Source organism: Chloroflexota bacterium (assembly GCA_026706485.1).
In the GTDB taxonomy this organism is placed as follows: domain Bacteria; phylum Chloroflexota; class UBA11872; order UBA11872; family UBA11872; genus JAJECS01.
Genome location: JAPOYR010000011.1, coordinates 44728 through 57964 on the forward strand (window position 1 = coordinate 44728; position 13237 = coordinate 57964).

The window sequence follows — 13237 nt, forward strand, 5'->3', positions numbered from 1 at the left end:
CCGCGGTGCTAGGCTCGGTGCTGCAATTCGACCGCGCGAGCTCGTTCGAGCGTGCTGCCATGAGGCGTTGGGAGCCCAGCAAAGACTGGCGCCGCCGCCATGGCTTGCGAGCGCACACGGTCACGGCGCTGTGCCGCGCGGCCGCGCTTGTCATCCGTCCCGCGCCACCCGGCGTTCACGCGCTGCCGCCCTCGCCATTCTCCGCGGTCGTCATCAAGCCGCTGGCGCTAGGCGACGTGCTGCGGACGACCCCGTTCCTGCACGCCCTGCGCCGGGCTCATCCCGACGCACGGATCACCTATGCCGTCGGCGACTACGCCCGGCGCACGCTCGAAAACAATCCCCACATCGACGACATGCTGGACATGGGACAGCTCGGAACGCCACGCCGGTACGACGCGCAGGCCTATCTGGGTCTCGCCCGACGGCTTCGACAGGGCCGATTCGATGTGGCCGTGATCTTGGACCGCTCGCCGCTCATGGCGCTCTTGCCCTACCTCGCGCGCATTCCCTACCGCATCGGCCTCCACAACAAAGGGCGCGGGTTTGCGCATACCACGCGGGTCCCCATCGCCGACGACGAACACGAAGTCGATGCCTACCTGCGAGTCGCACGGGCCATGGGGATCGATACCAGCGACGTTCGCTGCCACTTTCGCCCCTCGGTAAGCGACGAAGCGGCCGCCGACCGTTTGCACCAAGAGTTTGGCGCCGCGCCCGGATCCCCGCTGGTGATCATGGCTCCCGGCGGCGGCTTGAATCCGGGCGCGGTGGACGTCTCGAAGCGCTGGACCGCGGCGGGCTATGCACATGTGGCCGACGCGCTGATCGAACGCCGCGATGCAACCGTGGTGCTGGTGGGCCTGCCGTCGGACGCCAGCTCCAATGCCGCCGTGCGCTCGGCCATGCACGAGCCGGCGATCGACCTGAGCGGGCAGACCGGGTTCGGACAGCTCGCGGCGCTCATCGGGCGCGGCGACCTGTTCGTGGGCAACGACTCGACGGCGGCGCAGCTCGCCGCCTGCGTGGGCACGCCGTCGGTCACCGTCTTCACCACGACAGAGCCGTGGGTCTATGGACCCTACGCCCCAAATGCGGTCTGGGTGTATCGCGGCAGCCCCACGAGCGGCTTGGTGGAGAGCCCGGACGTCGCCGAGGTGGAACAGGCGGCCCTGGACTTGTTGCCGAATCGGACCGAGGGGGCCGCAGGCTAGCCTCTCACGAGTCCGTCGCTGCCGCCCGACGCGGCGTAGCCCCCGATCCGACGCGATAGCCTGCCGTGCGTTCGGCCGCCATGGGCACGCCGTCGACGCGCCATTCGGCCACGGGCGGACCGCCCGCGAGGTCACGGCAAAGCTTGCGCAACGGACACCGGGGGCAGTCCGGCACTCGCGCCGTGCACACGGTGGCGCCGAGGTCCATGAGGCCCTGCCCGTAGTCGTAGAAGCGCCGGGCCGGCGTCAGCGCCTCGGCAAGCTCCGTCAGCCTGCGGGAATCGCGGTAAGCCGAGCCCTCGGCCGGGAGCCCGACGGCCCGGGTGTAGACCCGTGCAATGTTGGTATCCACCAGTGGCGCGCGTTTGCCGTTGCCGAAGGTGTGCACGGCAGCCGCCGCGTACGGGCCGAGGCCAGGAAGGCGCCGCAGTCCCTCGAGCGAATCCGGCATGCGGCCCCCGTGGTCCGCGACGACGACGGCCGCCATGGCCTTCAGCCACTTGCCGCGAATGTGATAGCCGAGCGGGTCGGTCAGCGCGCTGACCTCCTCGGCAGGCGCGCGATGAAGGTCCTCGATGGTCAGGTAGCGGCGCACGAACTCGCGGTATACCGGCGCCACCCGAGACGCCTGCGTTTGCTGGAGCAGCAGCTCGGACACGGCCACGTGGTAGGGATCGCGAGTTTCACGCCACGGCAGGTCACGCCGATGCGCGCGGTACCAGCGAATGAGGCGGTCCTGAAACGCCGTCCGAAATCGGCGTTCGATTTGCAGATGGCTAGTCACGGAACGCCCGCCTGATTCGCTATGCACATGCACTGTCGCTCCGCGAGCCGATGGTACGGTCAAAAGGATCGTGCGCCGCACGAGATTTCGATTCTCCAGCCCGCCACGCCATTGATCCGACTCCTGGCGCGCGCCCTCACCCCAATCGCCATCGGCATGCTGACGGTCGCCGCGTGCGGCGACGCGACGCCTGGGCCAGGCTCAGCCACAACCGCGATCGTGGTCGTGGCGCCGACGCCCGAGCCGCCCGTGGCGCCAACGACCACCGCCATCGCTCCTGCCTCGCCGTCGCCGCAGCCGACGGACACGCCGAGCGCCACCGCCTCGCCGGCGGCGTCGCCCACGGCCGCGACCCCGCCACCGGCGATCACGGGCACACCGACACCGCTGTCGACACCTGTGGCCCCAACGCCGGAGCCGACGGCCCCAGTTGACGTCACGCCGGCGGCCGGGGCGGCCACCCCAAATCCAGGACCCGCGGAACCCGTCCGGCTGCCCACTGCCGTGACCGACCTGCCCGGGGTCGAGCAGCGCGTCACATTCCTGCTGTTGGGCATCGACCAGGCAGACTCATTCGAGGGCAACACGGACGTCATCATGCTGGTCAGCCTGGACCCCGAGAGCGGTTCGGCTTTGGTGCTCTCGATCCCGCGCGATCTCTGCCTGGACACCTGCGACACGCACTCCACCCGCGTGAACGAAATCTTCAAGCGCCAGGGCATGGAGCCGCTTCAAGCGACCCTTCACAACATCACCGGCCTTCCCATCGACTATTTCCTGCTGGTGAACTTCTACGGCGTGGAACGCATCATCGATGCGCTGGGAGGCGTGAACGTCTGGTCGCCGCGCGAGTTTGACGAACGGTTCGTCTACCTGGACACCGACGAGGAGATTCGCCTGGTCCTGGAGCCGGGCTCGAACACGCTCAACGGTCGGGAGGCCGTCGCCTACGGCCGCTCGCGCAAGTACGACCCGGGGGGCGACTTTGCCCGCATTTGCCGCCAGCAGCAGGTGATGCGCGGCCTGCGTGAGCAGGCCTTGTCACCGGCGCTGATCGTGAACATCCCCGCCGTGCTCGAGGAGCTCGGCGGCGCGTTCCGCACTGACTTTCCGCTCGAGCAGCTCCCCGCGCTGGCCGACTTGGCCCTTCGGACCCCTCCGCAGCGGGTGCACTCGTTTGCCGTGCACAGCCGCGGCGGCGAGCTGCTGCAGTGGTTCACCGGCGAGGACGGAGCGTTTCTCCTCCGACCCGATCTGGTCTCGATTCGAGACTTTGTGGCCGACGCGTTCGCACGATCCTTGGAAACCCCGACGAACGCGGCCGGCGAGCCGGTCTTCATCGCCGACAACTGCGAGGCCTACTACCCGAGCTAGCCTTCGGCGGTCCCCAAGCGGGGAAAGTTCCGGGCCTCCCCGCTGCGCACGAAATCGGAATCGAGAAAAGCCGGCAACATCCGCCACGCACCGTCGGGGTACTTGCGGTTTCGCAAGGCATCGCCAAGCAGCCGCAGTTGCACCGAATCGCCGGAATGGGGCCAGCTCTCGAAGACGGCGTTTTGGAAGTACTGGCGGATCACGCCAGGCTCGGCGCCTGGAGCAATGATCGTGCCGGGGGCGCCGGTGTCCACACGCGCCTCCGTCCGCGGAGCGCCAAACGCCAGCGCGCCGCCGAATTGCTCGAAGAAGTCGAGAAAGCCCGTCACTGTGCCGTCGACCGCGAAGTTGGACACGCGATGACCCCACGTGCCCACGATCATGCCCTCCTGATCGGAAAACAGGGTGGGCTCGATGCCGAGATTGGGCGCGCCATCGAGACCGCCGCCGATGAGATCCCACGCGGGGCGGGAAAACACTTTCCGCTTGCCTGAAAAGGTGTCGAGGTTCCAGTCCATGACGCCGCGCTGGAACCACTGCGAGATGACGCCGGGCACTTCGCGCCAGGGATCGGACGTGGGATAGCCCCACCGTCGCAGGCCGCCCGTGGCTCCGAAATAGGTGGCGAAGCCCGCCGTCAGCAGTTCGCCGTCCAGCCGCACGCGCCAATCGGTCAAGCTGTGTTGCAGCGGTCCAGGCGCCGCGTCGTCCAGCGCGATCCCGACCGCCAGATCCTCGGCCTCCGGCGGCGGCGCCGTTTGGCTGAGCGGCGACTCGAACACCTGCACGCGGCTGTTGAGACTATCGGCGACGTATATCCGGCCGTCGTCATCCACGGCGATGCCCTGCGGGAATCGAAACTCGTTTTCCTCGACGCCTTCGCCGCCGAATCTCCCGACCAGTGCGCCGTCGGGCTCAAACACGGCCACGCGGTGGTCGGCTTCTTCGGTGACGTACAGCCGCTCCGCCTGGTCGACGGCCACGCCCACGGGGTTGCGGACCGCCGGCGCGGTTACGGCGAACCGCCAAAACTCCCCGGTCGAGCTGAAGACCTGCACCCGGTCCCGAAACGTATCGGCCACGTACACCAAGCCCGAAGGCCCAACGGCGATGCCATTCGGCGTGCTGAACTCTCCCGGCTCCTCGCCGCGGCTGCCCCACATGGCGACGAACGAGCCGTCGGGCCCGAACTTCTGGACGCGGTCGTTAAAGCCGTCGGCGACGTAGACGAAGCCGTCGGCGTCGACCGCGATACCGCGCGGCGCGTTGAACTGGCCCTCACCGCCGCCTTGACCGCCCCACTGGCTGCGAAACTCGCCGTCCCGCGTAAAGACCTGAATGCGTCGATTGCCGCCGTCGACCACGTAGAGCAGCCCGTTGGGTCCTAGCGCGACGCCTTTCGGCCTGGAGATGGACCCAGTGTCACCCTCCTCATCGACGAGAACCAGAAGCTCGAAGCCATCCGGAGAGATTCGGACGATGCGGCTGGCGCGTGAGTCCGAGGCGAAGAGAAACCCGTCGTCGTCGACGGCGACGCCCCACGGCGAGGAATCGCGGCCCACTCCACGGATGGCGGCAAGCGTGACCGCCAAGGGCTCGTCGTCGTCCTGCGCGGACACCGTTCGCACCGCCATTCCGGCCAGCGGCGCCAGCGCCAGGCCGGCAAGGAGCGTGCGTCGACCGAAGGGGCGAGGAATCATGGCGTGCGCGTGGGGCAGGGACGATTGGCTGCTGCCAGTCTAGCGGCGGCCCAACGCGCCAACCCGAGCTGATCCGCACCGTTCACGCTCATGGCTCTTGATTCCATCGGGGTTGCAGACGCACCGGTGTGACGGTCACATGAAGAACGGCGCCCGCAGCGGATTCATGACGCCGGGGCGCGTATGCTGCCGCGCATGAGATCCCGGCGCACCGTGGAGCGCGTTCCCATGCTCGCGTGGGAAAAAAGTCGCGCCGATTTGCGCAACGTTTTGCGTCCGAGCCGCGATGTATGTTCGGCGGGTCCGGACGTCCAAGGCAGCGGTCCTGCGGGAAGCTCGGACTCGCCTCCCTCCCCATGAGCCTGGGCGCCAACGGCATAGGATTCGTTGCCGTTGGCGCCCTGCTTGCTGTCGCGGCGACGGTCTACCTCGGGCTTCTGTCCGCGCGGCGCTTGACTCGACCGACCGCGCGCACGCAGGTCGCCGAACAGCGGCGGTTCGCGCGCAACGCCATCACGCCGGTTGCCGTCAGCCTGGCCGACCGAGCCCTGTTTTGGGTGTTCATGGTCGTCGTGCTCCGGTTCATCGGTCCGGAGGGCAACGGCCACTACGCCTTCGCGACGAATCTGCTGGCCTATTTCGCCGTCATCGTTGACTTCGGCCTCGGCACCCTGGTGACGCGCGACGTGGCCAGGGACGCGGCCGGACTGGAGCGCATCTTCCGGTCGGCTCTGGCCCTGCGTGCGCGGCTGCTGGCCGTCAGCATGCCCGCCATGGTGGGCATCGCCCTCATCTATTGGGCCGCCGGCGCCATTGACGGGCTGGCGTTGCTTACCACCGCGGTGCTGGCGCTCGGACTGCCGTTGACCGCGGTGAACCAGGCCTATGCGGCCGTCTATGGCGCCTGGGAGCGCATGGATCGTCGCGCGCTCGTGGTGGCCGGAACCTCGGCCTTGACCGCCGGCCTCGGTCTGCTGCTGCTTGCGGCGGGACTTGGAGTCGTGGGCGTTGCGCTCGCGGGGCTGCTCTCGAGTTGCGTCACCCTGATCGCGATTGGCCGGCCGGTCGGATTCGGGCTGCTGCGTCGAGCCTGGGGCGTTCCGCGGGACGAACTGCGCGGCCTGGCGCGAGATGCGCTGCCACTCATGCTGAACAGCCTGCTGGCCACTGCGTTCATCCAGATCGACATCCTCATCCTGCAGCCCCTGCAGGGCACGGCGATCGTGGGGCACTACAACGCGGCGTTCAAATTCCTCAATGCGCTCAACATCTTGCCCTCGGCCATCGTGCTTGCCGCCTTCCCGCTCATGGCCCGCGCGTCCGCCGACCCGGCGGAGCTGACGCGTTGGTTCACGCGCGCGTGGCGGATTCTGGCAACGGCGGCCGCGGCCGCCGTGTTGCTGCTCTTCGTCTTCGCCGAGCCGGTCGTCGAAACGCTGCTCGGGTCGGAATACCTCCCGCAAACCGCCACGGCGCTGGCGATCCTGATCTGGTTCCTGCCGCTGAGCTACCTCAACGGGACGTTGCAATACGTCGTGATTGCCTCGGACCGCCAGTGGCGGCTCACCCCGGTGTTTCTGATTGCCACGCTGTTCAATGTGGGGCTCAATCTGGCGCTCGTGCCCATGTGGGGCTTCGTGGCGGCCGCGGCAACGACGATCGGGAGCGAGGTCGTCCTGCTGGCAGGCCTGGGCTGGATCCTGCGCCGGGACCGGCTGCTGAGTCGCGTGCTCGAGCCGGGCGCGCGTCCGGCAGTGGCTGCCGCGGTGGCGGCAGTGGTGGCGGTGTTGCTGCGCGACCTGTCGTGGATCGGCACGGCGCTGGCGGCCATGGCCGCCTACGTCGCGGTGCTGTTCGTCATCGGCGGGCTTCGGCTTGCCGCAATCCGCGACTCACTGCGACTGTCTTGACACGACGACTCCCGAGAGGAGCGCCGTGCAACAGCTCGCCGGCCGAAGCGTCTGCCGTCAGCTCGGCCCGGCTCAACGTTGCCCGTCGAGTGACGGCGGCACAAAGACCGTCCGGCCGAGCCACAAGCCCTTTTGGCCGACATACGACCGCAGGGCGAATTCACCTAACACCGGCAAACCCTCGCCCTCGGGTCCCACAAAGCCCATGAAGGTCTGGTAAGTGCCGGGAGGCGCGTCGGCTGGAATCCAAAGCCCGGTTCGGACTTCGTGGATCTCGCCGGGCGACCAGGCCGAGGTGCGTTGCCCGGCAAAGTTCTGCGCGTGGAATTCCTTGGAGTAGACCGCGCCGGTCGGGCCTTCCACCCACACGCGGATCCGCAAGTCGTAGTCGACCGGCGCCGGCATCTCCAAGCGGATGCTGAATCGCATGCCGTCGCCGGCCTCCCGCGGACCCTGGTCTTTGCGATGGCCGGTGAACCACATTTCGGCCATCTCGAAGTCGTCGTTGACATTGATTTGACCAACGCGCTCTACGAAGTCGTAGACATGCGTCATGTACAGCTGGAGCACGCCGTTGCGGTAGACCTCGGAGCGCGCCTGCCACAAGTGGCGCGTGAGCCAGGTCTCCGTGAGATTCCGGGGATCCGCCTGCTCCAGCCCCGCCAGCACCACCCACACGCGGTTGTGGTTCCGAGCCGCCTGCCCCAGCTTGCGTTCGACCTCCAAGAAGTCCACGGCCGGCGGCACCTCGTCGGGGAGGAGCCAGACATCGACCTTATCCAGGAAGTCGGGGAAGTAGTGCCGCCAGAACCACCCCTGCCACGGACCGGCAAGCACGACGGCGTCGCGGAATTTCGTCTGGTCAATGCCGGGGCGCCCGGGCCGCGCGAGACTCTCGATGGTCGTGGTGATCGATCGGTAGTCGCCCCGCACGTAGTCGGTGAAATAGGCGCGACTCGCCACGACCGGCCCGACCAACACCACCAGCGCGACTCCCGTGGCGGCCAGACTCCGCAGCGGAATCCGCGGCGCGGCGTCGAATGCCGCGGCCACGAGCACGCCGATCGCAGGAATCGCCGGTAGGAGATATCGCGGCTGATAGGGCTTGTCGAAGATGAGCAACAGCGCGAGAAAGGCGACCACCGACGCCACGAATCCGATCACCAGCCCTCCGCGGCGGCGGATGACGACGGCGGCGACGCCGACCACGGCCAGCGCCGCGGCGCCGAGGGCAAATGCGGTCGAGAGCCGTCCGCTGCGGACCTCCTCCATGCCGACCAGTAGATCGAGCCAGGCCATTCGGCCAATCTCGACCAGCAGGCCGCGTGTGAGATCGCCGGTTCCAAAGGCCGGCAGGCTGTCGTGCAGCCCCCGCGCCAGGATCAGCCAGGGCAGCAGAACGGCCAGGCTCGCGGCGCCCACGGCGACGAAGACCAGCACGCGGCGCCGACGCTGCCGCCAATGCCAGGGCAAGGCCAGCACCATGGCGGCAAGCGCGATCGCCACGGTGAAGTCGATGTAGCTGCCCGCCGCGACGCAGACGGCCATCCCCAGCCAATCGCGACGCCGTCCGGAGCGCATGGCTCGCTCGAATAGCCAGAGCGAGAGCACGGCGAAGAGGGCCGCGGGTGCATACATTCGCGCCTCGCGGCTGAAGAACACCAGCAGCGGCGACGTGGTGACGACCACGGCGGCGACCACCGCCGGCCAAGCGGCGACATAGCAGCGGGCCAGGCGGTACGTCGCCGGGATCAGCAACAGTCCGAACGGGATCGAAAAGGCCCGCGCGATCGGCTCGGATTCGCCGAACCACCCAATCCACACGTGCAGCGCCAGGTAGTAGAGCGGGGGATGCTCAAACGGCGCCGCGGCCAGATCGGCCACGATATCGAGCAGGCCGGCACGCGCGTACCAGATGGCGGCGACCTCGTCGAAGTCGAAGTCGCCCAACCCCTCCAGGTTCCACAGGCGCAGGCCCGCCCCCAGCACCACGAGCAGTAGCACCGCTCGCTCGGGCGTGACCAGGGGCGCCATCCGCCGACCCCAGGTCGAGGCCGCGGCAGCCAGGCCGACGCTAGCCGCCGTAGGCATCGAGCGTCTGACGGGCGATGCGGCGCCACGAATAGCGGCGGGCCACGGCTTGTGATCCCGCCTCAAGCGTCGATCGGTACTCAGGGTCGTCTCGAACTCGAACCAGCGCCGCCGCCAGTGACTCGGGATCGCGCACCGGCGTAAACGCCACCTCGCCGGGGCGCACATCCAGCAGGTCGGGCCGCACGGGAGTCGTCGTGACGACAGGCAGTCCGTGAGCCGCGGCAACCATGAACGATCCACGGCGCGTCGAGAGTCCATCGTCATAGGGCAGCGCCGCAACGTCGCAGGCGCGCAGCCACCGCGAGATGTCGGGAGCCTCCAGGTACCCCGGTTCCAGCACACTCACGCCGGCAAACGTGGACGGCGGCACCGGGGCTGCCGCCCGCCGAGCGCCGATATCCGGGCCGGCGCCCCCGATCAGCGCGAGCCGCGCGCCGCATTTCGTTAGGGCCGGATTTCGCATCGCGGCCGCCAGCACTTCCAGCCCCTTCCCCGCCTGCCGGAAACCAAAGAAGCCGATGAGAAAGGCGTCCGCCGGCAGGCCCAGGTCGCGGCGAGCCTCGTCACGCGTTCCCAACGACGGTGGGGGCTCAATGGTCGGTCCCGCCGGAATGTACTGGGATCGACGCCACTCGCCCGGGATGCGAGCACTCACGCACGCGCGATCGAGGGCGTCGACGTAAATGCAGACGTCCGCCCAGCCGCGCAGCAGATCCACGACCCGTCGGCGCAACCGGCCCGCGCGGGGAAACACAAACGGCTCTGCCAGATCGTGAAACGTGACGACGACCAATCCGCCAAAGCCCATCAGGCGCAGCGCCCAGGGCATGAGCGGCGCTTGCAGCGCCGAGTCGAACGCCCCGGCCTGGTATTGAATATGCACGATGTCGTTCCGAAATCGCCGGACCAGCCGAAGAACACTGACGATTTGGCGGCACCAGGGATTCGGCGCCAGGCGGTAGACGCGGTCGACGGGACTGTCCTGCGACACGGCCTCGGTGGCAACGTAGGTCCGCGCGCCCAGATCCTCGAGCGACGAGCGCAGGCGGATCACGTGATCGGCAATCCCACCGCGGCGCGGTGGGAACTCGGCGGTGACGAAGAGAATTCGGCGCGTTGGCGCGGGCACTAGCGTCGACTCCTCGGTGAGACGCCGTCGGGCGGCACTGCCACTACCGGCGCCAGCCGAACCACTGCCACAGCGTGACGCGCGCGATGCGCCCAGCCTCGGCGCGCGGTGAGGGCGCACCGCGCCCCAGCAGCAACCGCAGGAGCTGCTCGGCCAGCCTGACAAGATTCACGAGGGCCACGAATAGGCGCAGAAACACGGCGAAGGGGCGCCCCCACATCTTGCCCGCAAACCGATAGCGACTCCGGAAGAAATTGCGCTCACGGGCCACAAGATCGCGTCCCGCCGACGCGCTGCCCACATGCCGCACCCGAGCTGTTTCCTCGACGGCGCAGATCCATCCAGCCGCCCGCAGCGCCCGGTGCAGATCGAGCTCCTCCGAATACATGAAATACCCCGCGTCGAATCCGCCGACATCGCGCAAGGCGCGCGCGCGGAACGCGAGACAGGCGCCGTCGAGCCAATCCGGGGGCGCGTCGGGCACGGCGGCGTCGCGATAGTAGGACCGCAGCACGGCCGAGCCTCGCAGCCAGCGCTCCAGCATCGTGCCGTCCGCAAGCGCGGCGCCGATGGAGGGAAACGCGCGGGCCGGCGAACGGCTGCTGCCGTCGGCGTCAAGGTGAACCGGACTCACGCACCCGAGGCTGGGGTCGGCCTCGAGGCGGGCTCGGACGGCGGCGATCGTCCCGCGCTCGATGATCGCGTCGGCGTTCAGGACCAGGATGGGATCGCCGGTGACAAGGCCGATGCCGATGTTTGCAGCGGCGCCATAGCCGATGTTCCGGTGGGTGACGTGCAGCGTCACCGCCGGAAACTGCGCGCGCACCTGTTCGGCGGTGCCGTCGCTTGACCGGTTGTCAACCACGATGACTTCGAGCTCGCCAGCACCGTCGGCCTGCAGCGCCTCGAGGCACGCGCCGATATGACCCGCCGATTGGTGCGTCACCACAACCGCGGACGCCCGCATGGCGTGGGTCAACCCGATGCGGCGCGGCGGCGCCAGCACCGGGCCAGTCCGCGCTGGAGGCGCCACTCGTATTCGGCCATCAGCAGCGCCAACTGCAGGCCCACCCAGCCGTCGCGATAGCCGTTGTATTCGACCAATCGGCGCCGGATTTCACGCAAGGGTTGCGCCACAACCGCCGTGCGGCGGCGGCGCACGCCGGCCCGGTACAGGCTATTTGCCTCCATCCGCGCGTAGCGCCGCTGCCGGCGGCGAAACTCGCGGATCGTGCGGTAGCTGTGGTGAACCAGCGGCGCCTCGATCACCCCGATGCTACCGTCGACGTCGGGCACTTCATGCACCGCGCGCTCGACCGGGTAACTCACACGTCGACGGTCCATCACGCGCAATTGATGGTCGGGCGCCCAACCGCTGCCGCGCATCCAGTGGCCAAAGATTCGATTCAGGCGCGGGACGTCGTAGGCCGCGTGGGCCTCGCGGCCCGCGCGGGCGCGCACTTCCGCGGCCAGCGCGTCGGACACACGCTCGTCGGCGTCGACGAAAAACACCCAGTCGTAAGCGGCGCGGGCCAGGGCGTCCTGCCGCTGGGCCGCGAACGTGGTGAAGCGGCGTTCGACCACGCGGGTTCCGGCCGGGGCGGCCGACGGCGTGCCGTCGGCGCTGAACGCGTCCAACACCAGGCGCTCGTCGCACCAGGCAAGCGTTCGCAGGCACGGCTCGATGTTGGCCGCCTCGCCCGCGGCGATCACGATTGCGCTCAGCGGCGCGGGGCGACTCACGATTCGTCGAGGGCCTCTAGCGCGCCGCGGACGCCAGTCACCGACCGGCCGGCGGCTTCATCCATGGCCGATCTTGCGCGCAGCCCCCAACGCATCGCCGCCAACGCCATCCCAGCCACCGGCGGCGGCGCGTGCGTGCGGTACCAGCGCACCCGGCTCCGGTAGAGCTGCGCCAGCATGCGATCCGGCTGTTCACTGGTGCTCGCGCCGCCGACATGCCACACCCGAGCCGCCGGCAGGTGCGCCACGCGCCAGCCGTAGTCCTTCAGCCGCCGGCAGAGGTCGATCTCCTCGCAATACAGCCAATAGTCGGGCGAGAAGCCACCGATCAAGTCGACAGCCAGCCGCCGCAGCAGCATGCAGGCGCCCAGCGGATGATCGATGTCCACGGGGACGCCATCCGCCGCGACGCGCCCGTTCAGACGCCCGCGCCGCAGCCACGCCGGCGCGGGCCAGGCGTCGATGGCCGCTTGCGCCACGCCGGGGAAGCGAAACGCCCCCTCCTGAGGCGATCCGTCGAGATCCCTGAAATCGGGGCCGACGCACGCGACATCAGGCGACGATTCGGCGTGCTTCACGAGGTGCTCGATGGCGTCGCCATCCACGAACACGTCGTCGTTCATGACGAGCACGTAGGCCGAGTCCGTGGCGGCGATGCCGTCATTCGCGGCCGCGCCGTAGCCGGGGTTGTCCGGGCGCGCGATGGAGGTCACCCACGGCCCGGCGTCGCTCACCGCCGCCAGCGCGGCGCCGTCGGCCGACGTGTCGACGAGCGCGATCCGCCCCGGCGGCCGCGAGCTGTGGCGCAGCGCATTGATGCAGCGGCGCGCTCGAGCGCCGCTGCCATGGGCCACAACGACCGCGTCAACCATGGACGGCCTCCCGAAGCCGCCGGGAGGGGCTTAGCGCAGCTCGGCGGTGGCGCCCACCTCGGCAAGCTTGGCGACGATCTGGTCGCCCTCGTCCTTCGAGACGCCTTCCTTCACCGGACCCGGCGCCGCGTCGACCACGCCCTTGGCCTCGCGCAGGCCCAGTCCCGTGATCTCGCGCACGGCCTTGATGACCTGGATCTTCTGCTGACCGGAAGACTCCAGGTGCACGGTGAACTCGGTCTGCTCCGCCTCGGCCGCCGCGCCGTTGGCGCCATCGGCCGCCGGCGCCGCGGCGATAGCCATCGGCGCTCCGGTGACGTTGTATTTCTCCTTCAGCGCCTCCACCAGCTCGCTGAGCTCGATCACCGTCATGGAGTCGATCGCGCTGAGAATGTCGTCCTTGCTGATCGTGGCCAT

12 protein-coding genes are annotated in these 13237 nt (G+C 68.9%); 3 read left to right on the forward strand and 9 right to left on the reverse strand.

Going from position 1 to position 13237, the window contains the following annotated elements:
* Positions 1–59 precede the first annotated feature (59 nt).
* Positions 60–1214 (forward strand): glycosyltransferase family 9 protein, encoded by a 1155-nt coding sequence (locus tag OXG79_09700; protein ID MCY3784045.1) that lies wholly within the window; start codon positions 60–62, stop codon positions 1212–1214.
* A 4-nt stretch (positions 1215–1218) separates the two neighbouring features.
* Here the strand turns inward: OXG79_09700 and OXG79_09705 are convergent, their stop codons facing one another.
* A complete protein-coding gene (locus tag OXG79_09705) occupies positions 1219–1998 on the reverse strand; it encodes an A/G-specific adenine glycosylase (GenBank protein ID MCY3784046.1) in 780 nt (259 codons plus the stop codon).
* A 59-nt stretch (positions 1999–2057) separates the two neighbouring features.
* A complete protein-coding gene (locus OXG79_09710; GenBank protein ID MCY3784047.1) occupies positions 2058–2459 on the reverse strand; it encodes a hypothetical protein in 402 nt (133 codons plus the stop codon).
* Between the two features lie 43 nt (positions 2460–2502).
* Here OXG79_09710 and OXG79_09715 point away from each other — a divergent pair, with 43 nt between their 5' ends.
* Positions 2503–3372, forward strand: a complete 870-nt coding sequence (locus tag OXG79_09715; GenBank protein MCY3784048.1) for an LCP family protein — start codon at positions 2503–2505, stop codon at positions 3370–3372.
* Here OXG79_09715 and OXG79_09720 read toward each other — a convergent pair.
* Positions 3369–5072, reverse strand: a complete 1704-nt coding sequence (locus tag OXG79_09720; GenBank protein ID MCY3784049.1) for an NHL repeat-containing protein — start codon at positions 5070–5072, stop codon at positions 3369–3371. The genes OXG79_09715 and OXG79_09720 overlap by 4 nt on opposite strands.
* Positions 5073–5428: 356 nt before the next feature.
* On the opposite strand from OXG79_09720, the gene OXG79_09725 reads away from it, so the two are divergent.
* Positions 5429–6982 (forward strand): flippase, encoded by a 1554-nt coding sequence (locus OXG79_09725; GenBank protein MCY3784050.1) that lies wholly within the window; start codon positions 5429–5431, stop codon positions 6980–6982.
* Between the two features lie 72 nt (positions 6983–7054).
* Here the strand turns inward: OXG79_09725 and OXG79_09730 are convergent, their stop codons facing one another.
* The 6 genes from OXG79_09730 to rplL are packed head-to-tail and all read right to left on the reverse strand — an operon-like array spanning position 7055 to position 13237.
* Positions 7055–9073 carry a glycosyltransferase family 39 protein gene (locus OXG79_09730; GenBank protein ID MCY3784051.1) on the reverse strand — a complete coding sequence of 673 codons (2019 nt, stop codon included), beginning with the start codon at positions 9071–9073 and terminating at the stop codon, positions 7055–7057.
* Complete coding sequence (locus tag OXG79_09735) at positions 9057–10205, reverse strand: glycosyltransferase family 4 protein (protein ID MCY3784052.1); 1149 nt, start codon at positions 10203–10205, stop codon at positions 9057–9059. The genes OXG79_09730 and OXG79_09735 overlap by 17 nt, the downstream gene beginning before the upstream one ends.
* Positions 10206–10248: 43 nt before the next feature.
* Complete coding sequence (locus OXG79_09740) at positions 10249–11211, reverse strand: glycosyltransferase family 2 protein (GenBank protein MCY3784053.1); 963 nt, start codon at positions 11209–11211, stop codon at positions 10249–10251.
* On the reverse strand, positions 11181–11948 hold the full coding sequence (locus OXG79_09745) for a glycosyltransferase family 2 protein (GenBank protein ID MCY3784054.1): 768 nt from the start codon (positions 11946–11948) through the stop codon (positions 11181–11183). Before OXG79_09745 ends, OXG79_09740 begins: the two co-directional genes overlap by 31 nt.
* Positions 11945–12820: a glycosyltransferase family 2 protein gene (locus OXG79_09750; protein MCY3784055.1), complete on the reverse strand. Its 876-nt coding sequence runs from the start codon at positions 12818–12820 to the stop codon at positions 11945–11947. Before OXG79_09750 ends, OXG79_09745 begins: the two co-directional genes overlap by 4 nt.
* Positions 12821–12850: 30 nt before the next feature.
* Positions 12851–13237 (reverse strand): 50S ribosomal protein L7/L12, encoded by a 387-nt coding sequence (rplL, locus tag OXG79_09755; protein MCY3784056.1) that lies wholly within the window; start codon positions 13235–13237, stop codon positions 12851–12853.